Raw genomic sequence first — 23,502 nt, 5'->3', positions numbered from 1 at the left:
AGGCTCATGCGCGTCCTGATTATTGAAGACGAAGAAAAAACCGCGGACTACCTGCACCGCGGCCTGACAGAACAAGGCTACACCGTCGATGTGGCCCGCGAAGGCGTCGAGGGGTTGCACCTGGCGCTGGAGAACGATTACGCGGTGATCGTGCTCGACGTGATGCTGCCCGGCCTCGACGGCTTTGGCGTGCTGCGTGCCTTGCGGGCGCGCAAGCAGACCCCGGTGATCATGCTCACCGCCCGTGAACGCGTGGAAGATCGCATTCGCGGCCTGCGCGAAGGGGCCGATGATTACCTCGGCAAGCCGTTCTCGTTCCTCGAACTGGTGGCGCGCCTGCAGGCGTTGACCCGCCGCAGCGGCGGCCACGAACCGGTGCAGGTCACGGTCGCCGACCTGTGGATCGACCTGATCAGCCGCAAGGCCAGCCGCAACGGCCTGCGCCTGGACCTGACCGCCAAGGAGTTCTCGCTGCTCAGCGTACTCGCGCGGCGCCAGGGCGAAATCCTGTCCAAGACCGCCATCGCGGAGATGGTCTGGGACATCAATTTCGACAGCGACGCCAACGTGGTCGAAGTCGCGATCAAGCGCCTGCGCGCCAAGCTCGATGGGCCGTTCGACACCAAACTGCTGCACACCATTCGCGGCATGGGTTATGTGCTGGAGAACCGCAGTGTCGGCTAACTCCATCGCCCTGCGCCTGAGCGGCATGTTCACCCTGGTGGCGCTGCTGATCTTCCTGTTGATCGGCGGCGCGTTGTACCAGCAGGTCGACCGCGGCCTGGGCTTGTTGCCGGGGGCAGAGTTGGACGCGCGCTACAGCGTGCTCGAATCCTCGGTGAACCGCTTTGGCACGCCGGACCACTGGGTGAAGATCCAGGCCAAGCTCAAGCTGTTGGGCGAGGAAGACAAGCGCATCCGCTTCTGGGTGGTCAGCAGCGACCCGGCCTATGAATACGGCAACCCCGACGCGCAGATTCGCGCCTTTGCCGCCGGGCCAACGGGCAAGCGCGACCTGCGCCTGCCGGGGCGTGAATACCCGTTCAAGGTGTTGGTCAGCCAATTTGCGGCCAAGGACCAGCGCCCGCCGCTGCGCTTCATGATCGCCATTGATACCGAGAACTTCCGGGCTACCCAGCACCAGTTGCTGATGGCCCTGATCGGCCTGGCATTCGTCGGGGTGGTGATGGCCTCGCTGCTGGGCTTCTGGGTCTCGCGTATCGGCCTCAAGCCGCTGATCACCCTGTCGGATGAGGCGCAGAAACTCGCGCCGCCGAAACTTTCCGGGCGCCTGCAGCTGTCGCCGCTGCCGCCGGAACTGAGCCAGTTCGTCAACTCGTTCAACTCCACCCTCGACCGAGTGGAGCAGGCCTATTCACGCCTGGAGTCGTTCAACGCCGACGTGGCCCACGAACTGCGCTCACCGCTGACCAACCTGATCGGCCAGACCCAGGTCGCCCTGACGCGCGGGCGTTCGGCCGAGCATTATTTCGAAGTGCTGCAATCCAACCTCGAAGAACTCGAGCGCCTGCGTTCGATCATCAACGACATGCTGTTCCTCGCCAGCGCCGACCAGGGCAGCAAGGCCACCAAGCTGATCGAAAGCTCCCTGGCCGACGAAGTGGCGACTACCCTCGACTACCTGGACTTCATCCTCGAAGACGCCCAGGTGCAGGTGCGCGTGCGCGGCGACGCCCTGGTGCAGATCGAAAAAGCCCACCTGCGCCGCGCGCTGATCAACCTGCTGAGCAATGCGGTGCAACACACGGCGCCGGGGCAGGTTATCGAGGTGAGCATCGAGGTGCAGGGGCATCAGGTGGCGATCGGGGTAACCAACCCTGGCGATGAGATTGCCAGCGAACACCTGCCCCGGCTGTTCGAACGCTTTTATCGGGTGGATGCGTCACGCAGCAACAGTGGGGCGAATCATGGGTTGGGGTTGGCCATCGTCAAGGCCATCGCATTGATGCACGGCGGCGATGTGTTTGTGCGCAGTGCCGGCGGCGGCAATACCTTTGGCATTACTCTGCCCGTCTGACGGCCGAACTGTTGCGATTTGGGCAACAGTCATTATCTTGTTACACTCTGTATCCCACCGCTCACCTGCGTTAATTTGACGCATCGATGAGCGCGACGGCATAGACAGCTGACCCGCTTACCCGAATTTCCCTCGACTTATTTCCAGGGCTCTACACTGGGAATCTGTCTTAAAGCCGCTGACTTCAGCGGCTTTTTTTTGCGGTAAAAAAAGGCCAGGCACACCCCCACGACATTGGCCGTTTTCGATTGACCAAAGGAGCTCCACCGGTGAAGAACTCGCTGACGTTCACCCCGTTATTCCTCGCGATTGCAGCAACGATCGTCCCCCTTGCCCACGCGGCAGACACCACCCCCACCGACGGTTTCGTCGAAGGCTCGCACCTCAACATCAACACCCGCAACTACTACATGAACCGCGACCGTCGCGATATCCACACCGATGACAGCAAAGAATGGGGCCAGGGTTTTATCGGCACCTTCGAATCCGGCTATACCCAGGGCACCGTCGGCTTCGGCCTGGACGCCCACGCGATGCTCGGCCTCAAGCTCGACGGCGGAGGCGGCACTGATGGCTCCAGCATCCTTCCGTACGGCAGTGGCAACGGCAAGGCGCCGGGCTCGTTCTCCACCGCAGGTGGCACCCTGAAAATGCGCGCCTTCGATACCGAGTTGAAGGCCGGCGACCTGTTCCTGAACAACCCGGTGATCGCCGGCGGCATGACCCGCATGCTGCCGCAGACCTTCCGTGGCGTGAGCCTGACCAACCACAGCGTCGACGGCTGGATGTTCGAGGGCGGACAGGCCAGCTTTACCAAGCTCTACAACCAGAGCGGCCACCGGCGCATTGGCACCAGCTATGGCGCGCTGCCCAACAACACGGACAGCCAGCACATGAATTGGGCCGGCGTGTCGTTCAGCGGCATCGACGGGCTGACCAGCAACCTCTACGCCTCCGAACTCAAGGACGTGTGGCACCAGTACTACTACGACCTCGACTACACCTATGTGGTCAACGAAATGGTCAGCCTCAACCCCGGCCTGCACTACTACCACACCCAGGACACCGGGCAGGCGCTGCTGGGCAACATCGACAACAACACCTACAGCCTGCACTTCACCGTCGACGTCGGCCATCACAGCGTCACTGCCGCGTACCAGCGGGTCAACGGCAATACCCCGTTCGACTACATTGCCCAGGGCGACAGCGTGTACCTGGACAACTCCCAGCAATACTCCGACTTCAATGGCCCCAATGAGCGTTCGTGGAAACTCAAGTACGCCTATAACTTCGGCGGCCTGGGCCTGCCCGGCCTGACCTCGGCCGTGTCCTACATCAGCGGCAAGACCGACCTCACCACAGTCGACCCGCAAAGCCGTGGCTACAGCGCCTGGTACAGCGCCGACGGCAAGGACGCCAAGCACTGGGAACGCGATATCGACCTCAAATACGTCGTGCAGGGCGGCAAGGCCAAAGACCTGGCGGTGCGCCTGCAGTGGGCGGTCAATCGCGGCAGCAACGGCTACTCGGCGGTGGACCGCGATGTGGATGAATACCGCGTGATCATCGACTACCCGATCAACGTGTTCTGACACGCACCCTGTCGCCCAGGCAGAACCAGGATGGGCGCGGATTCGCTCGCGAATGCGGTGTAGCAGCCAACCCAGCCGTTACTGACGCATCGCATTGGCGAGCATGCCCCCTCGCACCGTTTTGCCGGGCGCCATATTCCAGAGTTGCTACTACGCTATTGGCATCCTCGAAGCAGAAGTACGCCCGATGAGCCCAAGCCTCGCCCGCCCTACCCGCCGCCCGGAACGCTTGCTGATACTGGGCAGCACCCTCACGGTCCTGATGATCGTCGCGGTCGTCACCGCGTTATTGATTCGTGAACACGCCAATACCTTGCAGAGCGCCAAACGCACGGCCAACAACATCACACAGTTGATCGACGCCGATGTGTTGCGCAACGTCGAACTCTACGACATGTCCATCAAGGGCCTGATCACCGCCACTGAACGCAATGACCTGCTGGGCGTTTCCGCGAGCATCCGGCACCTGGTGCTGTTCGACCGCTCCGCCGCCGCACCCTACAAGGGCGATATCCTGCTGCTCGACCCCGAGGGCGAGGTGCTTGCCGACTCCTCCTTGCTGACCCCCAAGACCGGCAACTTCGCCGATCGTGACTATTTCCAGGTACACCGCAACAACCCGGATGTGGGCCTGTATATCAGCCGTCCGTTCCTGGCCCGCTGCGTGTGCGACGACCAGTGGCGCATTGCATTCAGTCGGCGCGTTTCGTCGGCAGACGGGCGCTTCCTCGGCGTAGCAGTGGCTTCCATGCGCCTGTCGTACTTTCACCAACTGTTCAGCAGCCTGAATATCGGCAGTGACAGCACCATCAACCTGATCAATCACCAGGGCATCCTGCTGGCGCAGGAACCCATGCTGGAACTGGATATGGTGGGCAAGGACCTGAGCCAACGCCCGAACGTGGCGCGCATGCTGCGCGAGCGCGATGGCAGTTTCAGCAGCATCTCCAGCGTCGATAACCAGCCGCGGCTGTACAGTTTTTCGACTGTGGGCAACTTGCCGCTGATCGTCGTGGTGGCGCTGTCCAGTGACGAGATTTTCGCTCCCTGGCGCCGCGCGGCATGGCTGGTCAGCATCGCGACGGGCATTCTGTGCATGGGCCTGCTGTGGCTGACCTGGATGCTCTGCAGTGAACTGCGCCGACGGCATCACGCCGAGCAAGTGCTGTCAGAACTGGCAGCCACCGACCCGCTCACCGGCCTGGCCAACCGTCGCATTCTCGACCAGCGCCTGCGCCTGGAGTGGGATCGCGCCCAACGCTCGACGGAGCCGTTGACGCTGCTGATGATTGATGTGGACCACTTCAAGGCCTTCAATGACCGCCATGGCCATCACGGCGGCGACGCGGCATTGCGCACGGTCGCCCAGGTGATCGGCGACAACATCCGCCGCCCGGCCGACCTTGCCGCGCGGTATGGCGGCGAAGAGTTCGCGGTAATCCTGCCCCATACCGATGCCAAGGGCGCCTGGGTCATCGCCGAGCATATCCGCAGCAGCGTCGAACATTTGCCCCGGGTGAACGGTGCCGACCGGCCGATTACGGTGAGCATCGGCATGAGCACCTGGGACAAACGCAGCCGTATGACTCTTGAGGCGTTGCTGCTCAAGGCTGACCAGGCGTTGTATGAGGCCAAGCACAGCGGGCGCAACCGGATCGTGGATGCTGGACAGATCTAGGGGGGGAGCAGGTTTGCTGGGATGAGGGCGCTTGCATACTCCACTGCAAACCCATCAAGCATAAAAAAAGGCCACCCGAAGGCAGCCTTTCAAAACTAAAGAAAGAGAGTTGTTACTTACACCGCCGCGACGGGACGCATGTAAGAGATCGGTGCGGTGCTGGCATCTTCGAAGGTCACGACTTCCCAAGCGTCTGTCTGCTCAATCAACTTGCGCAGCAGCTGGTTGTTAAGGGCGTGGCCCGACTTGAAGCCTTTGAACTCGCCTATCAGGCTATTGCCCAGCAGGTAGAGGTCACCGATTGCATCGAGGATCTTGTGCTTCACGAATTCGTCTTCATAGCGAAGGCCGTCTTCGTTCAGTACACCATCCGCGTCGACCACAATGGCGTTTTCAACGCTGCCGCCGAGTGCGAGGTTGTGCTTGCGCAGGTACTCGATGTCACTCATGAAACCAAAGGTACGGGCGCGGCTGACTTCTTTTACGAACGAAGTGCTGGAAAAATCCACGCTTGCACTTTGGGTGCGGTCACGGAATACCGGGTGATCGAAATCGATCTCAAAGCTCACTTTAAAGCCTTCGAACGGGACGAAGGTGGCGCGCTTGTCGCCGTCTTCTACTGTCACTTCCCGCAGAATGCGAATGAACTTCTTGGCTGCGTCCTGTTCTTCCAGGCCGGCAGATTGAATCAAGAATACGAAGGGTCCAGCGCTGCCATCCATGATCGGGACTTCGGACGCGGAGAGCTCGACGTAGGCGTTATCGATGCCCAGGCCAGCCATGGCCGAGAGCAAGTGCTCCACCGTGTCCACTTTGACGTCACCGTTGACCAATGTGGTCGACATAGTGGTTTCGCCAACGTTTTCCGCGCGAGCAGGAATCTGCACCGCAGGGTCCAGGTCGGCACGCACAAACACGATGCCGGTGTCGACAGGTGCAGGCTTGAGGGTCAGGTATACCTTCTCCCCGGAGTGCAGACCTACACCTGTGGCACGAATAATATTCTTCAGAGTGCGTTGTTTAATCATGGCTTGGACCGCTTCAGCGCAAATTGCGAACTGGTATCAACAAAGGCTGGCGATAATAGCAGACCAGACCTTTGCTGAACACCAATCACCTTCATAGCCCTGATACATTCCATTAATCGGCCTGACGACGCAGGAATGCCGGGATGTCCAGGTAGTCCAGATCATCTTGCGGATTCGGGCTACGAGACGCCGCAGCACCGGCCTGGGCCTGGTTGCGCATCACGGTCGGACGATCCAGGTCACGGTAGTTGACCGACGGCAGTTCCTGACGCGCAGGTGCTGGAGCGGCAGCTTGCTGGCTGGCCTGGCTGTTGTGGAGCGTGTTGTCGATGACCTTCACAGGCTTCTCGATTTTCGCGCCCAGGCCGGTAGCAACCACGGTCACATGCAGTTCGTCGCGCATGTCCGGATCGATCACGGTACCGACCTTGACCATCGCGTGCTCGGAAGCGAAGGCTTCGATGATGCTACCCACGTCGGAGTACTCACCCAGGGACAGGTCAGGACCGGCGGTGATGTTCACCAGGATGCCGCGTGCGCCTTGCAGGTTCACGTCTTCCAGCAACGGGTTGCGAATGGCCGCTTCGGTGGCCTCGCGTGCACGGTTCGGACCGCTGGCGCAGCCAGTGCCCATCATCGCCATGCCCATTTCGCTCATGACAGTACGTACGTCGGCAAAGTCGACGTTGATCATGCCTGGACGCTTGATGATGTCGGAGATACCGCGAACGGCACCGGCCAGTACATCGTCAGCCTTGGCGAACGCGGACAGCAGGCTTGCGTCCTTGCCCAGGATGGTCAGCAGCTTCTCGTTGGGGATGGTGATCAACGAGTCGACGCTTTCAGACAGCAGACGGATGCCTTCGTCGGCGATCTGCATGCGCTTGCGGCCTTCGAACGGGAACGGACGGGTCACGACGGCAACCGTCAGGATCCCCATTTCCTTGGCCACTTCAGCAATGATAGGTGCCGCACCGGTACCGGTACCGCCGCCCATGCCGGTGGTAATGAACACCATGTTGGTGCCTTGCAGCACTTCAGCGATACGCTCGCGGTCTTCGAGTGCGGCTTGACGGCCGACTTCCGGGTTGGCGCCAGCGCCGAGGCCCTTGGTCACGGCAGTGCCCAATTGCAGGATGGTCCGCGCGCCGATGCTTTTCAGCGCCTGGGCATCAGTGTTGGCGCAGATGAACTCAACGCCTTCAATGTTGCTCTTGACCATATGGTTGACAGCGTTGCCGCCGCCACCGCCGACACCGATCACTTTGATGACCGGGCTTGCGGGGATGTTGTCTACGAGTTCGAACATGTTCCCTCTCCTTTCATTTCTCTAGTTTTTTCGCCTACGCCTACTGCTGCAGGAGTTCCAAGCTTCAAGCCATAAGCTGCAAGCTCGGAACGCCATACTCTTGAAGCTTGCGGCTTGGCGCTCGCCGCAGCTTCTTTAGAAGTTGCCCTTGACCCATGCCTGCAGACGCTCGAACAACGGCGCTTTCGCCTCGTCGTCACTGCGGTAGCTGTCACGGTTGCTCGGGCCCGACAGGGAAATGCCATCGGTCTGCTTCTGCAGCCCGTACAACAGCAAGCCCACGCCAGTCGAATAAATCGGGTTGCGCACCACGTCGCCCAGGCCTTTCACGCCATGGGGAACGCCCAGGCGCACCGGCATGTGGAAGATTTCCTCGGCCAGTTCGACCGCGCCTTCCATCTTCGAGGTGCCACCGGTCAGCACAATGCCGGCCGGGATCAAATCTTCGTAGCCGCTGCGGCGCAGTTCAGCCTGGATCAGGGTGAACAGCTCGTCGTAGCGCGGCTCGACCACTTCGGCCAGGGCCTGGCGCGACAGCTCGCGCGGTGGACGGTCGCCCACGCTTGGCACCTTGATGGTCTCACCGGCACCGGCCAGCTTGGCCAGGGCGCAGGCGTAGCGGATCTTGATTTCTTCGGCGTACTGGGTCGGCGTACGCAGCGCCATGGCGATGTCGTTGGTAACCTGGTCGCCCGCAATCGGGATCACGGCGGTGTGACGGATCGCACCCTCGGTGAAGATCGCGATGTCAGTGGTGCCGCCGCCGATGTCCACCAGGCATACGCCCAGTTCTTTTTCGTCGTCGGTCAGTACCGAGTAGGCCGACGCCAGTTGCTCAAGAATGATGTCGTCGATTTCCAGGCCGCAGCGACGCACGCATTTTTCAATGTTCTGTGCGGCGTTGACGGCGCAGGTCACCACGTGGACCTTGGCTTCCAGGCGCACGCCCGACATGCCCAGGGGTTCGCGCACGCCTTCCTGGTTATCGATCACGTAGTCCTGCGGCAGGGTGTGCAGCACGCGCTGGTCAGCCGGGATTGCCACGGCCTGGGCAGCGTCGAGCACACGCTCGAGGTCAGCCGAGCTGACTTCGCGGTCGCGGATCGCCACGATGCCGTGGGAGTTCAGGCTGCGGATGTGGTTGCCGGCTACGCCGACGAACGCCGAGTGGATCCGGCAACCGGCCATCAGCTGCGCTTCTTCAATCGCGCGCTGGATCGATTGCACGGTGGACTCGATGTTCACCACCACGCCCTTCTTCAGGCCCCGGGACGGATGCGTGCCAATACCGACGATTTCGATCGTGCCGTCTTCCCCGACCTCGCCCACCAGCGCCACCACCTTGGAGGTGCCGATATCGAGACCGACGATCATTTTGCCGCTTTGCACGTTTGCCATGGGTCCTGCCTCTTCTTAATTCTTCGCGACAGCGGGTTGCGCTGCCGTGGGCGCAGCCGGTTCACGCCAGCCGACGGCAAGGCCGTTGGCGTAACGCAGGTCGACGCTCGCAATGTTCGTAATCTGTTCTTTCAAGGTCTTGTCATAGATGGCAATGAAGCGGCGCATCTTTTCCACCAAGCGGTCGCGTCCCAGCAACAACTGGATGCCCGGGCCGGAACTGCCTGCCCCGGTTGTCAAAAACCAGCTGCCCCGCTCACGCAATTCCAGGCGTGCAATGGAGAAGCCCAGTGGCCGCAGCATCTGGCTCAGGGCCTGGTACTGCTGCATCACTTGCTGCTGCGCCCGCTGCGGCCCGAACAGCTGCGGCAGGTGCTCGTAGTTGGCCAGCTCACGCGGGGTGAACGCCTGGCCCTGGTTGTTCAACAGCGCCTCGTCGCCCCAGCGGGCCACCGGCAGTTGTTCTTCCAGGCGGATCGTCACCTGGTCCGGCCAGACACGGCGGACTTCGGCGTGGGCGATCCACGGCATCTGCTCCAGCTCCGAGCGCATACCGGCCAGGTCGATGGTGAAGAAGCTCGCCGCCAGGTACGGCCCGATACGCTGCTGCACCGCTTGCTGGCTGATGTAGCTCAAGTCGCCCTGCACGCTGATCTTGGTGATGGGACGATCGGCATACGGCAATAGACGCTGCGCGCCCTCGTAAGTGCCAAAGCCCAGGACTACCAGCAGCACCGGCCAGAACAGCGCCTTGAGGAAACCAAAATTGGCTTTCGGCAGGCGCGCCGACATCGGCTCTTTAGCCACCATTCGGCTGGCACCCCGGGGCACCGGCTTGCGGCTCGGTGCTTGTGGGGGCTGATGACGAAGCGATGCGCCTTTCATGTCCTTAGCCTCGTGGCTCAATGCTTGCGGCAAGAATCGCCAGCACCAACTGCTGGAAATCCAGACCGGCTGCGCGAGCGGCCATAGGTACCAGGCTGTGATCGGTCATACCCGGTGCGGTGTTGACTTCCAGGAACCAGAAATTCCCTTGCTCATCCTGCATCACGTCTGCCCGCGCCCAACCGGCGATACCCAGCGCCTCACAGGCTTTCGCCGTGAGGTCCATCAATTGTTTTTCCTTGGTTGCGTCGAGGCCGCAGGGGATCCGGTACTGGGTATCGGAAGCCACGTACTTGGCGTCGTAGTCGTAAAAGGTGTGGGGCGTGCCCAATGCGATAGGCGGCAATACCTGGCCACGCAGGGTGGCGATGGTGTACTCGGGACCCTGGATCCACTGTTCCACCAACACTTGCGAATCGTAGGTACTTGCCGCTTTCCATGCGTCGATCAATTCGGCGGCCGAGTTCACTTTGGCCATGCCGATACTGGAGCCTTCATGGGCTGGTTTGACGATCAAAGGCAGGCCCAGTTCCTTGGCCGCAGAAATACAATCGTCTTCGCTGCACAGCACACTGTGGCGCGGGGTTGGAATACCCAGGCTGTGCCACACCTGCTTGGTGCGCAACTTGTCCATCGCCAGTGCCGAGGCAAGGATGCCGCTGCCGGTGTAAGGGATGCCGGCGCACTCCAGCAGGCCCTGCATGCTGCCGTCTTCGCCGCCACGGCCGTGCAGGATGATGAATGCACGGTCGATTTTCTCGGCCTGCAGGCGCGCGAGGAAGTCATCGCCCACGTCGATACCGAACGCATTCACGCCGGCGCTTTGCAGGGCTTCAAGCACGGCATTGCCGGACTTGAGCGACACTTCACGCTCGGCGCTCTTGCCGCCGAACAGCACCGCCACGCGGCCGAAGTCGGCGGGCGCGAGGGTGGAAAACAGGGCGTCGTAGTTGGTGGTCATTTCGACTTCCCCTGTACGGCCGCGAACAATGGGCTCGCAAGCAATTTAGGGGCAAGGCCGCCGATATCACCGGCACCCTGGCACAGCAGGATGTCACCGGCGCGCAACAGCGGCTTGACGATCGGCGCCAGGTCCACGCCACGCTCGATGTAGATCGGGTCCAACTGGCCGCGCTGGCGGATGCTGTTGCACAGCTTGCGGCTGTCGGCGCCCGGAATCGGCTCTTCACCGGCCGGGTAGACTTCCATCAGCAGCAGCACGTTGGCATCGGCCAATACATTTACAAAGTCGTCGTACAGGTCGCGGGTGCGGCTGTAGCGGTGCGGCTGGTAGACCATCACCAGGCGGCGCTCCGGCCAGCCGCCGCGCACGGCCTTGATCACGGCAGCGACTTCGGTCGGGTGGTGACCGTAGTCGTCCACCAGCATCACGTCGCCGCCTTCTACCGGCAACTGGCCGTAGACCTGGAAGCGCCGGCCGACACCGGCAAAGCGCGACAGGCCTTCGACGATGGCTTCATCGCTGACGCCTTCATCGGAGGCGATGCAGATGGTCGCCAGGGAGTTCAGGACGTTGTGGTTGCCCGGCATGTTCACCGAGACATCCAGCGGCTCGCGGTCAGGCCGCAGCACGGTGAAGAAGGTCTGCATGCCTTCCTGGCGCACATTGATCGCACGCACGTCAGCGTCCTCGCTGAAGCCGTAGGTCACGGTCGGACGCTTGACCAAGGGCAGGATTTCGCGCACCACCGGGTCGTCCAGGCACACCACGGCCAGACCGTAGAACGGCAGGTTGTGCAGGAACTCGACGAAGGTTTTCTTCAACTTGTTGAAGTCGCCATCGTAGGTGGCCATGTGGTCTTCGTCGATGTTGGTGACAACAGCGACCAGCGGCTGCAGGTGCAGGAAGCTGGCGTCGCTTTCATCGGCTTCGGCGATCAGGTAGCGGCTGGTGCCGAGCTGGGCATTGGTACCCGCTGCATTCAGGCGGCCACCGATCACGAAGGTCGGGTCCAGGCCACCGGCGGCGAACACCGAGGCGATCAGGCTGGTGGTGGTGGTTTTGCCATGGGTACCGGCGACGGCGATGCCGTGGCGGTAGCGCATCAGCTCGGCGAGCATCTCGGCGCGTGGCACCACCGGAATACGGCGCTCAAGGGCAGTGGCCACTTCCGGGTTGGAGGTGTTCACGGCGCTGGAAACCACCAGTACGTCGGCCTCGGCGGCGTTCTCGGCGCGGTGACCGATATAGATCTGCGCGCCAAAGGACTTCAGGCGATCCGTGACCGGCGATTCTTTCAAGTCGGAGCCGGAGACCTGGTAACCCAGGTTCAGCAATACTTCGGCAATCCCGCACATGCCCACGCCGCCGATACCGACGAAGTGGATACGACGGATGCGACGCATCTCGGGTTGTGGCATGGCTTTCTGATTCTCAACCATGGGCCACCTCCAGGCAGATATCGACCACGGTGCGGGTTGCGTCAGGTTTGGCCAGGCGGCTTGCGGTGCTCGCCATGCTGTTGAGTCGTTCCGGTTGCATCAAAACCTCGGTCAGGCGTGCGGCCAAATCGGCGGCGCCAGTCGTTCTTTGCGGCAGCAGGAAGGCAGCGCCCTCCCCGGCCAAATATTCGGCGTTGCGGGTCTGGTGATCGTCGATTGCATGGGGCAAAGGCACCAGCAAGGACGGCAGACCGGCGGCGGCCAGTTCACTGACGGTCAGCGCACCAGCGCGACAGACCACCAGGTCGGCCCAGCCATAGGCATGGGCCATGTCTTTGATGAAGGGCTGCACATTCGCCTCGACACCGGCCTCGCGATAGCGCGTGGCGGTGACTTCATCGTGGTTCTTGCCGGCCTGGTGGAAGATCTCCGGGCGCAGGTCCACAGGCAGTTGCGCGAGTGCTTCGGGCAGTAATTTGTTCAGCGGCTCAGCCCCCAGGCTTCCGCCCAGGATCAGCAGGTGCGCCTTGCGCCCGACCAGGGGCTCGCGGGCGATATCCATGAACAATTCGGTGCGCACCGGGTTGCCGGTAGTGCGGCGCTTGTCCGCGGCGCTGAAGGTGTCGGGGAATGCCTCGCAGACCCGCGCCGCCAGGGGCACCAGCAAACGGTTGGCGGTACCGGCGACGGCGTTCTGTTCATGCACGATCACCGGCACACCGGCGAGCTTCGCCGCGACACCACCAGGACCGGTCACATAACCACCGAAACCGAGCACACACACCGGCTTCAATTCGCGAATGACCTTGCGCGCCTGCCAAACCGCCTTGAGCAACACGAACGGCGCCTTGAGCAGGGACAGCTTGCCCTTGCCACGCAGCCCGGTGACGTTGATCAAGTGCAGCGGCAAGCCGGCATTCGGTACCAGTTCGTTTTCAATGCCGCGCGGAGTTCCCAGCCAGTGCACGGTGTAGCCACGGTTCTGGAACTCCCGCGCGCAGGCCAGGGCCGGGAACACATGGCCCCCGGTGCCGCCCGCCATGATCAGCACGTTAGCGCCCATGGGATGGCTCCTCGGCAAAATCGCTTTCGCTGAATTCCATCTCTTCGCTGCCCAGGTGGGTTCGACTCTCCCACTCGATGCGCAGCAACAGGCCCAGGCACGCGCAGCAAATCACCAACGAACTGCCGCCGTAACTGAGGAACGGCAAGGTCAGGCCCTTGGTCGGCAGCAGGCCGACGTTCACGCCGATGTTGATCAGGAACTGGCCGATCCACAGGAACGACAAGCCGTACGCCACATAAGCGGCGAAATACTGTTTGGCCTTCTCGGCCCACAAGCCGATGTACATGCCGCGTACACACACGAACACGAACAGCGCGACGGTGCACAGCGAGCCAACCACGCCGAGCTCTTCGGCGAGTACCGAGAACACGAAGTCGGTGTGCGCTTCCGGCAGGTAGAACTGCTTCTGCACGCTGTTGCCCAGGCCCACGCCCAGCCACTCGCCGCGACCGAAGGCGATCAGCGCCTGGGTCAGCTGGTAGCCGGAGCCGAATTGATCGGACCACGGGTCGGTAAAGGTAATCAGGCGCGCCATCCGGTAGGGTTGCGCCTGCACCAGGATGGTCACGGCAGCCACGGCCAGCAGCACCATCAGGGTGAAGCGGAACAGGCCCACGCCGCCGAGGAACAGCATCGCCGCCGCTGCGCCCATCATCACCACGGTGGCCCCGAAGTCGGGTTCCATCAGCAACAGGCCGGCCATTGGCAGCAGCACGATGAACGGCTTGAAGAAGCCCATCCAGCTTTCGCGCACTTCTTTCTGGCGCCGTACCAGGTAGCCGGCGAGGTAGATCACCACGAACACCTTGGCGATTTCCGAGGGTTGCACGTTGAAGGCGCCGAAGCCGATCCAGCGCATCGAACCGTTCACCTCGCGACCGATGCCTGGCAGGATCACCATGATCAGCAAGCCGAACGCCCCGATCAGCATCAGCCAGCCCAGGCGTTGCCAGGTGGCGATGGGGATCATCATGGTCACGATGCACGCGCCGAGGCCGATCACCAGGTACACCAGGTGACGAATCATCATGTACAGGGTGTTGCCCGACTGCACGGCAGCCACTTCGGAAGACGCCGAAGTGATCATCACCAGGCCCAGGCCGAGCAGCGCCAGGCAACCGGCGAGCATCGGGAAATCCAGGTCGATACCGCGCCCGGTAATGATCGGCGACGGATAGGGCTTGATGATATTGCGCAAATTCATGCCAAGGCCTCCACGGCGCGAGCGAACAGCAGGCCGCGCTCTTCGTAGTTCTTGAACATGTCGAAACTGGCGCACGCCGGCGACAGCAACACGGCGTCACCCGGCTGGGCCAGGGCCTTGCAGTGGGCGATGGCGTCGTCCAGCGAGGTCGCGCGCACTTGCGGCACGGCATCGCCCAGGGCCGCGGCGATCAGGTCGGCATCGCGACCCATCAGCACCACGGCGCGGCAATGCTCGGCCACCGGGCCTTTGAGGTCCTTGAAGTCGGCGCCCTTGCCGTCACCACCGGCAATCAGCACCAGCTTGCCTTCGATATCGGCGCCGAGGCCTTCGATGGCTGCCAGGGCCGCACCGACGTTGGTGGCCTTGGAATCGTTGTAGTAGCTGACGCCATCCAGATCGCGTACCCATTGGCAGCGATGCTCGAGACCGCCAAAGCTGCGCAGGCTCGACAGCATCGCGTCGAATGGCAAGCCGACGGCATGCCCGAGCGCCAATGCCGCGAGGGCGTTGGATTGGTTATGCGCGCCACGGATTTTCAGCTCGCGTACCGGCATCAGGTTCTGGAATTCGAAAGCCAGGTATTTCTCGCCGTTCTCTTCACGAATGCCGAATGCCTTGAAATCAGGTTTGCTCAGGCCGAAGGTCCAGCAGGGCAGGCCCTCGCCCATCAGCGGACGGCTCAGGGCATCCTGGCGATTGACCACCACTTGCCGGGCGCCACGGAAGATCCGGTGCTTGGCCAGGTGATAGGCCGGCAGCCCGCTGTAGCGGTCCATGTGGTCTTCACTCACATTCAGCACGGTGGCCACTTCGGCGCCGAGGTCGTGGGTGGTTTCCAGCTGGAAGCTCGACAGTTCCATCACGTACAGCTCGACGTCGTCGCTGAGCAAATCGAGTGCCGGGGTGCCGAGGTTGCCACCGACGGCGACGCGCTTGCCGGCCGCAGCCGCCATCTCGCCGACCAGGGTGGTCACGGTGCTCTTGGCGTTGGAACCGCTGATGGCCACGATCGGCGCCTTCGCGTTACGCGCGAACAGGTCGATGTCGCCGGACAGCTTCACGCCACGCGCCGCTGCGGCTTGCAGGGCCGGTGTCGCCAGGGCCAGGCCAGGGCTCACGTAGAGCTCATCGGCGCGGCACAGAAACTCGACATCCAACTCGCCACAACGCACTTCCACGTGCGGGTAGTCACGGCGCAGCGTGACCAGCTCCGGTGGATTTTCCCGCGTATCGGCCACGGCAAACGACGTGCCCCGGTTCGCCAGGAAGCGAACCAGGGACATGCCGCTCTTGCCGAGGCCGACAACGATGCGGAAGTGGTCTGAAGCGATCAGGGACACTCGTTTCTACCTCAGTTTCAGGGTGGCAAGGCCGACCAGTACCAGAATCACGGTGATGATCCAGAAGCGGACAATCACGCGTGGCTCGGGCCAGCCCTTGAGTTCAAAGTGGTGGTGAATCGGCGCCATGCGGAACACGCGGCGCCCGGTCAATTTGAAGGAGGCCACCTGGATGACCACCGACAGGGTTTCCATCACGAACACACCGCCCATGATGAACAGCACGATTTCCTGGCGAACGATCACCGCGATGGTGCCCAGGGCCGCGCCCAGCGCCAGTGCGCCGACGTCGCCCATGAAGACTTGTGCGGGGTAGGTGTTGAACCACAGGAACCCCAGGCCCGCACCGATCAGTGCGCCGCAGAACACGATCAGCTCACCCGCGCCCGGTACGTACGGGATCAGCAGGTATTCGGCGAATTTCACGTTGCCCGACAGGTAGCAGAAGATGCCGAGTGCACCGCCGACCATCACCGTTGGCATGATCGCCAGGCCGTCGAGGCCGTCGGTGAGGTTGACCGCGTTGCTGGAGCCGACGATCACGAAGTAGGTCAGCACCACGAAGCCGATGCCCAGTGGAATGCTGGCGTCCTTGAGCATCGGGATGATCAAGGTGGTTTCGACTGCGCTTGGCGCCGTGGTGTAGAGGAAGATCGCTGCGGCAAGACCGAACACCGACTGCCAGAAATACTTCCAGCGGCTAGGCAGCCCCTTGGAGTTTTTCTCGATGACTTTGCGGTAGTCGTCGACCCAGCCGATGGCGCCGAACAGCAGGGTCACCAGCAGCACCACCCAGACGTAGCGGTTGTGCAGGTCGGCCCACAGCAAGGTGCTGATACCGATGGACGACAGGATCAACGCGCCGCCCATGGTCGGGGTGCCGGATTTGGACAGGTGCGACTGCGGGCCGTCATTGCGAACCGATTGACCAATTTGCAGGTTCTGCAGGGTGCGGATCATCCACGGCCCCAGAAACAGCGACAAAGACAGCGCAGTCAGCACACCCAGGATCCCGCGCAGGGTCAGGTACTGAAAGACCGCGAAGCCTTTGTGGAACTGTTGCAGATACTCAGCCAGCAGCAGCAGCATTAATGTTTCTCCGTACTTGAGCCACACAAGGCCGCGACGACGTTTTCCATCACCGCGCTGCGCGATCCCTTGATCAAAATGGTTGTGTGTTTGTCTTGTTCAGCGGCACCCAGCGCCTGGATCAACTCGGCCTGGGTCGCGAAATGCCGCGCACCGGGCCCGAAGGCATTGACGGCGTGTGCCATGTTTGGCCCCACGGCGTAGAGGGCGTCGACTTTGCCGGCGGCATACGCGCCGACTTCGCGATGGCCTTGCTCCGCCCAGTCGCCCAGCTCACCGATATCGCCCAGCACCAGCACCTTGCGCCCGACAAAGCCTTTGAGCAGGTCGACAGCGGCATTGATGGAGGACGGGTTGGCGTTGTAGGTGTCATCAATCACGCGCATGCCATTGTTTGCCAGCTGCGCGACAGTGCGGCCCTTGACCGGCTGCACGGCACCCAGCCCGGTGGCAATACCGAACAACGACACGCCCAGGGCGGATGCTGCAGCGGCAGCCGCCAAGGCGTTGGCGACGTTATGGTTGCCGAGCAGATTCAGTTGCACGTGCTCGCTGCCTTGCGGGGTATGCAAGGTGAAGGACGGGCAACCACGGGCATCGACGCTGATGTTGGAAGCGTGGAAATCCGCCGCGGCGTTGAGCACGGAAAACGTCAGGACCTTGCGACCGGCGGCGCGTACACGCCAGGTGTCGAAGGCCTTGTCGTCCAGGTTCAATACCGCCGTCCCGGAGGCATCGAGGCCTTCGAGGATTTCACCCTTGGCTTCGACGATTTTTTCCGGGCCGCCGAACTCGCCGACATGGGCGGTACCGGCGTTGCTGATGATTGCCACGTGGGGCTTGGTCAGCGCCACGGTGTAGGCGATTTCGCCGACGCGCGATGCGCCCAGCTCGATCACCGCCGCAGTGTGGTCCGGGGCCAGTTCGAGCAGGGTCAGCGGTGCGCCAAAATCATTGTTGAGGTTGCCACGGGTGGCGAGCACCGGTCCGCGCGTGCGCAGGATGCCGGCGAGCAGCTCCTTGACCGTGGTCTTGCCGCTGGAGCCGGTGACGGCCGCCACAGGCTGGGTGAATGCGGCACGGTTCAGCGCGCCCAATTGACCCAAGGCCAGGCGCGTATCGGCAACCAGCAACTGCGGGAGTGTCGAGTCCGCCACTTCGCGCTGCACCAAGGCACCCACGGCGCCTTTGGCGGCGACGTCATTCAGGTAGTCGTGGCCGTCGAAGCGCGGGCCGGCCAAGGCGACAAACAGTTGCCCCGGCTTGATGTTGCGGCTGTCGATACTGACGCCGTCGAAGCTGCAATCGCTCGACAGTACTCGGGCCGACAAGGCCTGGATCAGTTCGCTGAATTTCATCGCCTTAAGCATGGGCGACCTCCCAGGCCGTCAAGGCGTGATCAGCCTCGACCAGATCGGAGAAGGCATGGCGTTCGCCGTTGATTTCCTGATAGTCCTCGTGACCTTTACCGGCCAGCACCACCACGTCATCAGCGCTGGCGCTGGCGATCAATTGGGCAATGGCTGCGCCGCGACCGGCAACGAAGGCGGCCTTGGACGGATCTTTGAAACCAACGCGGATATCGTCGAAAATCTGGCTCGGGTCTTCGCTGCGCGGATTGTCGTCGGTGACCAGCACGCCATCGGCCAGGCACTCGACGATCTCGGCCATCAACGGACGCTTGCCGCGATCGCGATCACCGCCACAGCCGAACAGGCAGAGCAATTTGCCCTTGGCGTGCGGACGCAGGGCCACCAGGACTTTTTCCAGGGCATCCGGCGTGTGCGCGTAGTCGACCACCACCAACGGCTGCTTGCCGCCACCCAGGCGCTGCATGCGGCCGACCGGACCTTCCAGCTTCGGCAGCACGCGCAGGATTTCGTCCAGCGCGTAATCCAGGCCGAGCAACGCGCCGACGGCGGCGAGGACGTTGCTCAAGTTGAACCGACCGAGCAGGCTGCTGCGCAGATGGTGTTCGCCTTGTGGCGTCACCAGCGTGGCGCGCACGCCTTCGTCATTGAACTGGGCGTCGCGGCAATACAGGTAGGCGCTGGCATCTTCCAGGCTATAGCTGATCAGGCGCGACTCACGGTCTTCAGCCGCCAACTGCCGACCGAATTCGTCGTCCAGGTTCACTACCCGGCACTTAAGGTCATTCCAGGCAAACAGCTTGGCCTTCTCGGCGGCGTAGGCTTGCATGGTGCCGTGGTAGTCCAAGTGATCGCGGGACAGGTTGGTCATCACCGCCACATCGAAGGCCAACGCGGCAACACGCCCCTGGTGCAGCCCATGGGACGAAACCTCCATGGCAACCGCCTTGGCACCGGCCTTCTTCAGGTCGGCCAGGGTCGCTTGCACGGCAATCGGGTTCGGCGTGGTGTGCAGGCCGCTTTGCAGCGCGCCGTAGAAACCGGTGCCCAGCGTGCCGACGATGCCGCAATGCTGGCCCAACAGGTCCAGCGCTTGCGCGACAAGCTGGGTCACGCTGGTCTTGCCATTGGTGCCGGTCACGCCGACCAGGTTCAAGTGACGGCTCGGGTCACCATAAAAGCGCCCTGCAATGTCCGACAGCTGCGCAGCCAGGCCTTTGACCGGAATCAACGGCACGTCAGTGATCGGCAGCACGGTGGCGCCTTCGACTTCATAGGCCACGGCAGCCGCGCCGCGCTGCAGGGCATCGGCGATATGCGCACGACCATCGTACTTGCCGCCAGGCACCGCCAGGAACAGGTCACCGGCGCGCACATTACGGCTGTCCAGGCTCAGCTCGCGGATCAACAGATCGCGACCGGCATGGGCAAAAATCTTGTTCAGGCTAAGAGACATCAGCCGCGCCCTCCATTGGCTTTTGCGGCAGCGGCCGGTGGTCCGGCGTTCGCTTGTTGGGTCGGCGGCAGATTGTCCGGCGTGATGTTCATCAGGCGCAGGGTGCCGGACATCACTTTGCTGAACACCGGTGCCGAGACCAGGCCACCGAAGTAACCGGCTTTACTCGGTTCATCGATGACCACGACGATGGCGTAGCGTGGATCGCTCATCGGGCCGAAGCCTGCGAACAACGAACGGTAGGAGTTTTCGGCGTAGCCCTTGGTGCCCACCGAGGTCTTACGCGCGGTACCCGACTTGCCGGCCACGTGATACGCCGGCACCTGCGCACGGAACACACCGCGCGGTGCTTCGATCACTTGTTGCAGCATGCCTTGCATGGTCTTGGCGACGTTTTCCGGGATCACCTGGGTAGCTTTCGGTGCCTCGTCGACATGGATCAGGCTCAGCGGAACCATGCGGCCGTTGTTGGCCAATACAGAGAAAGCGTGCGCCAACTGAATCGCTGTCACCGACAGGCCATAGCCATAGGAAAGCGTGGCCGTCTCGGCCTTTTTCCAGTCGCGGTAGTTGGGCAGGTTGCCGACACGCTCGCCTGGGAAGTCCAGGCCGGTAGGCTGGCCGAGACCGATTTTCTGTGCCAGGTGGTAGATGGTCTCGCCGCCGATATCGAAGGCGACCTTACTCATGCCCACGTTACTGGAGTTGATCAGGATACCTGTCAAATCCAGCACCGGACCTTCGGTACGGGATACGTCACGAATGGTGTATTTGCCCAACTGCAAGGTACCCGGATACACCTCGACCTTGTCGCTGGGTTTCCAGCGCCCGGTTTCCAGGGCAGCACTCATGGAGATGGCTTTCATGGTCGAACCCGGCTCGAACACGTCGATCATGGCGCGGTTACGCATCATCGCCGGTTGCAGGTTGCGACGGTTGTTCGGGTTGTAGGTCGGCTGGTTGACCATGGCCAGGATCTCGCCGGTCTTCACGTCCATGATCACCAGGCTGCCGGCCTTGGCGCCGTTCTCGATGATCGCGTTACGCAGCTCGCGGTTGGCCAGGTATTGCAGGCGCAGGTCAATGGACAACGCCAAGGGCTTACCGGCCTTGGCGTTTTTGGTGACCTGGACATCCTTGATCAGTCTGCCGCGCCGATCCTTGATGACTTGTCGTTTGCCGGGAACCCCGGCCAGCCATTCATCGTAGGCCAGTTCCACGCCTTCGCGGCCGTGGTCATCGATATCGGTGAAGCCCACCATATGCGCGGTGGTTTCACCGGCCGGGTAGAAACGACGGAATTCCTCGATGCCATATACACCGGGGACTTTAAGGTCGAGCACCTGTTGGCCCTGCTCGGGAGTCAGGCCGCGAACCAGGTAGATGAATTCTTTGTTGGCCTGGGCCTCCAGGCGTTCAGCCAAGGCTTTCGGGTCCTGGCCGAGGGCGACGGCGAGTGCCGGCCAGCGGTCCTTGGCCACCTGCAGCTCTTTGGCGTTGGCCCACAGGGTCGTCACCGGCGTACTTACGGCCAGCGGCTCGCCGTTACGGTCGGTGATCAGGCCGCGGTGTGCAGGAATAGGAATATGACGCAGGCTGCGGGCATCGCCCTGGCCGATCAGGAAGTCGCGATCGACCACTTGCAGGTCGATGATCCGCCAGGCGATCGCCCCCACCATCAGTGCCAGCAAGCCGAGCACCAGGCGGAAGCGCCAAGGGTAGAGTGCGCCTTCGAGTTTCATCATGGCGCCACCATCCGAACTTCGGCCGCGCCCGGGATGTGCATCTTCAGCTGTTCGGTGGCCAGCACTTCGATACGGCTGTGGGCGGTCCAGGTGCTTTGTTCCAGGATCAACCGACCCCATTCCGCCTGGGCCTTATCGCGCACGCTCAACTCCCCGTAGAGGGTGTTGAGCAACTGGCGGTTCCAGTGGGCGCTGTAAGACACCGCAATCGCGGACACCAGCACACCGACAAACAGCAGCAACATAAAGAAGCTGCCGCCCGGGAGGGGCTTGGCGAAAAGCTTGCTCACCGCAACTTCTCCGCAACACGCATGACGGCACTGCGGGCACGCGGGTTGGCCTTGAGTTCGGCTTCGGAAGCGAACTGCGCTTTGCCATGGATTTTGATTTTCGGCACAAAGGCTTCGAAACGTACCGGCAGGTTGCGCGGCAGGTTATCGGACTCGCCCTTGACCAGGCGACGCATGAACAGTTTGACGATGCGGTCTTCCAGGGAGTGGAAGCTGATCACCACCAGGCGACCGCCCACTTCCAGCGCCTCGAGGGCAGCCTCGAGGCCAGCCTCCAGGTCGCCCAATTCGTTGTTGACGTGAATGCGCAGGCCCTGGAACGCGCGAGTTGCCGGGTTCTTGCCCTTTTCCCACGCAGGGTTGGCGACTTTCAGCACCTCGGCCAGATCGGCAGTGCGCTCAAATGGCTGGATTTCGCGGCGCTCGACCACGGCACGCGCCATGCGACCGGCGAAGCGTTCTTCACCGTATTCCTTGAACACACGGGCGATTTCTTCCACCGGTGCAGTGGCGATGAACTGTGCGGCACTGACACCACGGGTGGGGTCCATGCGCATGTCGAGCGGACCGTCGTTCATGAAACTGAAACCGCGCTCCGGGTCGTCAAGCTGTGGCGAGGACACGCCCAGGTCGAGCAAAACCCCGGCCACCTTGCCCGCCATGCCGCGCTCGGCCACTTCGGCACCCAGCTCGGCAAAGCTGCGCTGCACAACGACAAAGCGGCCGTCTTCGGCCGCTAGCGCTTGCCCGGTGGCAATCGCTTGAGGGTCTTTGTCGAACCCGAGGAGCTTACCGTCAGATCCGAGCTGGCTGAGTATCAAGCGGCTATGCCCGCCCCTGCCGAAGGTGCCATCCAGATAGCAGCCATCCGCGCGTACGGCGAGAGCCTCAACGGCTTCGTCAAGCAGTACGGTGATGTGGTTAAAGCCGCTATCAATAGTCACAGGATCAAATCACGCAGTTCATCAGGCATCGCGCCCGGTTGTTGAATAGCAGCCAGGTCAGCTGCAGAAACAGCATCCCAGGCATCTTCGTCCCACAATTGGAACTTGTTCAGTTGGCCGACCAGCATTGCGCGCTTATCGAGCTTGGCGTACTCGCGCAAACGCGGGGGCACCAGGAAACGACCACTGCCATCGAGTTCGAGGTCGACGGCATTACCAATCAGCAATCGCTGCAGACGGCGGTTTTCTTCACGCAATGAAGGCAAGGCGCGCAACTTGGTTTCAATCAACTCCCACTCATCGAGGGGGTAAACGCACAAACAAGGGTCAACGGCATCGATGGTGATGATTAACTGTCCGGAACTTCGCGAAATGAGCTCGTCACGATACCGGCTCGGCATGGCGAGACGGCCTTTTGCATCGAGACTGATAGCGTTAGCTCCGCGAAACACAGATGCGTTTCTCCAAATTTTAGCGTTTTACGTTCAAAAAACCCACTTTGTGCCACTTTCCGCCACTTGCGCACACTATAGGAATGCGCCTACCACACCGTCAAGGCGCGGATTCAAGGAAAAGCCTTACAGAACGGAGATTTAGGAGCGTAAAAGGAGGAGAAACCAGAGTTCGGCGATGTTTTGGGCCCAGCAAGCGCAGTTAGCTCAAA

The 23,502-nt window shown here is 62.1% G+C and carries 20 protein-coding genes; 4 read left to right on the top strand and 16 right to left on the bottom strand.

What is annotated here, in order from left to right:
- Positions 1–6: 6 nt before the first annotated feature.
- The 4 genes from BBG20_RS05210 to BBG20_RS05195 all read left to right on the top strand — a co-directional run bounded on the left by BBG20_RS05210 (position 7) and on the right by BBG20_RS05195 (position 5,308).
- Positions 7–684 (top strand): heavy metal response regulator transcription factor, encoded by a 678-nt coding sequence (locus BBG20_RS05210; protein WP_065900845.1) that lies wholly within the window; start codon positions 7–9, stop codon positions 682–684.
- Positions 674–2,038: a heavy metal sensor histidine kinase gene (locus BBG20_RS05205; protein WP_065900842.1), complete on the top strand. Its 1,365-nt coding sequence runs from the start codon at positions 674–676 to the stop codon at positions 2,036–2,038. The genes BBG20_RS05210 and BBG20_RS05205 overlap by 11 nt, the downstream gene beginning before the upstream one ends.
- 269 nt (positions 2,039–2,307) lie before the next feature.
- On the top strand, positions 2,308–3,630 hold the full coding sequence (locus tag BBG20_RS05200; RefSeq protein ID WP_065900840.1) for an OprD family porin: 1,323 nt from the start codon (positions 2,308–2,310) through the stop codon (positions 3,628–3,630).
- Between the two features lie 187 nt (positions 3,631–3,817).
- Positions 3,818–5,308, top strand: a complete 1,491-nt coding sequence (locus tag BBG20_RS05195; RefSeq protein WP_065900838.1) for a diguanylate cyclase — start codon at positions 3,818–3,820, stop codon at positions 5,306–5,308.
- A 116-nt stretch (positions 5,309–5,424) separates the two neighbouring features.
- Here the strand turns inward: BBG20_RS05195 and lpxC are convergent, their stop codons facing one another.
- The 16 genes from lpxC to mraZ form a co-directional block, all read right to left on the bottom strand.
- Positions 5,425–6,336, bottom strand: a complete 912-nt coding sequence (gene lpxC, locus BBG20_RS05190) for a UDP-3-O-acyl-N-acetylglucosamine deacetylase (RefSeq protein ID WP_065900836.1) — start codon at positions 6,334–6,336, stop codon at positions 5,425–5,427.
- A gap of 112 nt (positions 6,337–6,448) precedes the next feature.
- On the bottom strand, positions 6,449–7,645 hold the full coding sequence (ftsZ, locus tag BBG20_RS05185) for a cell division protein FtsZ (RefSeq protein ID WP_065900833.1): 1,197 nt from the start codon (positions 7,643–7,645) through the stop codon (positions 6,449–6,451).
- A gap of 135 nt (positions 7,646–7,780) precedes the next feature.
- Entirely contained in the window at positions 7,781–9,043 is a 1,263-nt protein-coding gene (ftsA, locus tag BBG20_RS05180) for a cell division protein FtsA (protein WP_025855584.1), read from the bottom strand.
- Between the two features lie 15 nt (positions 9,044–9,058).
- Positions 9,059–9,928, bottom strand: a complete 870-nt coding sequence (locus BBG20_RS05175) for a cell division protein FtsQ/DivIB (RefSeq protein WP_003171882.1) — start codon at positions 9,926–9,928, stop codon at positions 9,059–9,061.
- Between the two features lie 4 nt (positions 9,929–9,932).
- Positions 9,933–10,889 carry a D-alanine--D-alanine ligase gene (locus tag BBG20_RS05170; RefSeq protein WP_065900830.1) on the bottom strand — a complete coding sequence of 319 codons (957 nt, stop codon included), beginning with the start codon at positions 10,887–10,889 and terminating at the stop codon, positions 9,933–9,935.
- Positions 10,886–12,331: a UDP-N-acetylmuramate--L-alanine ligase gene (gene murC / locus BBG20_RS05165; RefSeq protein ID WP_065900827.1), complete on the bottom strand. Its 1,446-nt coding sequence runs from the start codon at positions 12,329–12,331 to the stop codon at positions 10,886–10,888. The genes BBG20_RS05170 and murC overlap by 4 nt, the downstream gene beginning before the upstream one ends.
- Positions 12,324–13,394, bottom strand: a complete 1,071-nt coding sequence (murG, locus tag BBG20_RS05160) for an undecaprenyldiphospho-muramoylpentapeptide beta-N-acetylglucosaminyltransferase (protein ID WP_065900824.1) — start codon at positions 13,392–13,394, stop codon at positions 12,324–12,326. Before murG ends, murC begins: the two co-directional genes overlap by 8 nt.
- Positions 13,384–14,601: a putative lipid II flippase FtsW gene (gene ftsW / locus BBG20_RS05155; protein ID WP_065900821.1), complete on the bottom strand. Its 1,218-nt coding sequence runs from the start codon at positions 14,599–14,601 to the stop codon at positions 13,384–13,386. The genes murG and ftsW overlap by 11 nt, the downstream gene beginning before the upstream one ends.
- Complete coding sequence (murD, locus tag BBG20_RS05150) at positions 14,598–15,944, bottom strand: UDP-N-acetylmuramoyl-L-alanine--D-glutamate ligase (protein WP_065900818.1); 1,347 nt, start codon at positions 15,942–15,944, stop codon at positions 14,598–14,600. Before murD ends, ftsW begins: the two co-directional genes overlap by 4 nt.
- Before the next feature lie 6 nt (positions 15,945–15,950).
- A complete protein-coding gene (mraY, locus tag BBG20_RS05145; protein WP_003171875.1) occupies positions 15,951–17,033 on the bottom strand; it encodes a phospho-N-acetylmuramoyl-pentapeptide-transferase in 1,083 nt (360 codons plus the stop codon).
- Positions 17,033–18,403 (bottom strand): UDP-N-acetylmuramoyl-tripeptide--D-alanyl-D-alanine ligase, encoded by a 1,371-nt coding sequence (locus BBG20_RS05140; RefSeq protein ID WP_065900815.1) that lies wholly within the window; start codon positions 18,401–18,403, stop codon positions 17,033–17,035. The genes mraY and BBG20_RS05140 overlap by 1 nt, the downstream gene beginning before the upstream one ends.
- The gene (locus tag BBG20_RS05135) at positions 18,396–19,859 is read right to left on the bottom strand and encodes a UDP-N-acetylmuramoyl-L-alanyl-D-glutamate--2,6-diaminopimelate ligase (RefSeq protein ID WP_065900812.1); all 1,464 of its coding nucleotides are present in this window, start codon (positions 19,857–19,859) and stop codon (positions 18,396–18,398) included. The genes BBG20_RS05140 and BBG20_RS05135 overlap by 8 nt, the downstream gene beginning before the upstream one ends.
- On the bottom strand, positions 19,859–21,601 hold the full coding sequence (locus BBG20_RS05130) for a peptidoglycan D,D-transpeptidase FtsI family protein (protein ID WP_168167055.1): 1,743 nt from the start codon (positions 21,599–21,601) through the stop codon (positions 19,859–19,861). Before BBG20_RS05130 ends, BBG20_RS05135 begins: the two co-directional genes overlap by 1 nt.
- Positions 21,601–21,894 carry a cell division protein FtsL gene (gene ftsL, locus BBG20_RS05125; protein WP_003188663.1) on the bottom strand — a complete coding sequence of 98 codons (294 nt, stop codon included), beginning with the start codon at positions 21,892–21,894 and terminating at the stop codon, positions 21,601–21,603. Before ftsL ends, BBG20_RS05130 begins: the two co-directional genes overlap by 1 nt.
- Entirely contained in the window at positions 21,891–22,838 is a 948-nt protein-coding gene (gene rsmH, locus BBG20_RS05120) for a 16S rRNA (cytosine(1402)-N(4))-methyltransferase RsmH (RefSeq protein WP_065900808.1), read from the bottom strand. The genes ftsL and rsmH overlap by 4 nt, the downstream gene beginning before the upstream one ends.
- Positions 22,835–23,290 carry a division/cell wall cluster transcriptional repressor MraZ gene (mraZ, locus tag BBG20_RS05115; protein ID WP_003171868.1) on the bottom strand — a complete coding sequence of 152 codons (456 nt, stop codon included), beginning with the start codon at positions 23,288–23,290 and terminating at the stop codon, positions 22,835–22,837. The genes rsmH and mraZ overlap by 4 nt, the downstream gene beginning before the upstream one ends.
- Between the last annotated feature and the right edge of the window lie 212 nt (positions 23,291–23,502).

Source organism: Pseudomonas aylmerensis, from assembly GCF_001702265.1.
Lineage (GTDB): Bacteria > Pseudomonadota > Gammaproteobacteria > Pseudomonadales > Pseudomonadaceae > Aquipseudomonas > Aquipseudomonas aylmerensis.
The sequence above is the reverse complement of the archived record's forward strand: the minus strand, read 5'-3'. Positions and strand labels throughout refer to the sequence as shown.

Excerpts from the sequence above, each read along its gene's own strand:
- BBG20_RS05135 (WP_065900812.1), bottom strand. The coding sequence starts at position 19,859 with ATGTCTCTTAGCCTGAACAAGATTTTTGCCCATGCCGGTCGCGATCTG.
- murC (WP_065900827.1), bottom strand. The coding sequence starts at position 12,331 with ATGGTTGAGAATCAGAAAGCCATGCCACAACCCGAGATGCGTCGCATC.
- BBG20_RS05170 (WP_065900830.1), bottom strand. The coding sequence starts at position 10,889 with ATGACCACCAACTACGACGCCCTGTTTTCCACCCTCGCGCCCGCCGAC.
- mraY (WP_003171875.1), bottom strand. The coding sequence starts at position 17,033 with ATGCTGCTGCTGCTGGCTGAGTATCTGCAACAGTTCCACAAAGGCTTC.
- BBG20_RS05195 (WP_065900838.1), top strand. The coding sequence starts at position 3,818 with ATGAGCCCAAGCCTCGCCCGCCCTACCCGCCGCCCGGAACGCTTGCTG.
- lpxC (WP_065900836.1), bottom strand. The coding sequence starts at position 6,336 with ATGATTAAACAACGCACTCTGAAGAATATTATTCGTGCCACAGGTGTA.
- murG (WP_065900824.1), bottom strand. The coding sequence starts at position 13,394 with ATGGGCGCTAACGTGCTGATCATGGCGGGCGGCACCGGGGGCCATGTG.
- ftsA (WP_025855584.1), bottom strand. The coding sequence starts at position 9,043 with ATGGCAAACGTGCAAAGCGGCAAAATGATCGTCGGTCTCGATATCGGC.
- ftsW (WP_065900821.1), bottom strand. The coding sequence starts at position 14,601 with ATGAATTTGCGCAATATCATCAAGCCCTATCCGTCGCCGATCATTACC.
- BBG20_RS05210 (WP_065900845.1), top strand. The coding sequence starts at position 7 with ATGCGCGTCCTGATTATTGAAGACGAAGAAAAAACCGCGGACTACCTG.
- BBG20_RS05130 (WP_168167055.1), bottom strand. The coding sequence starts at position 21,601 with ATGAAACTCGAAGGCGCACTCTACCCTTGGCGCTTCCGCCTGGTGCTC.
- BBG20_RS05140 (WP_065900815.1), bottom strand. The coding sequence starts at position 18,403 with ATGCTTAAGGCGATGAAATTCAGCGAACTGATCCAGGCCTTGTCGGCC.
- ftsZ (WP_065900833.1), bottom strand. The coding sequence starts at position 7,645 with ATGTTCGAACTCGTAGACAACATCCCCGCAAGCCCGGTCATCAAAGTG.
- BBG20_RS05175 (WP_003171882.1), bottom strand. The coding sequence starts at position 9,928 with ATGAAAGGCGCATCGCTTCGTCATCAGCCCCCACAAGCACCGAGCCGC.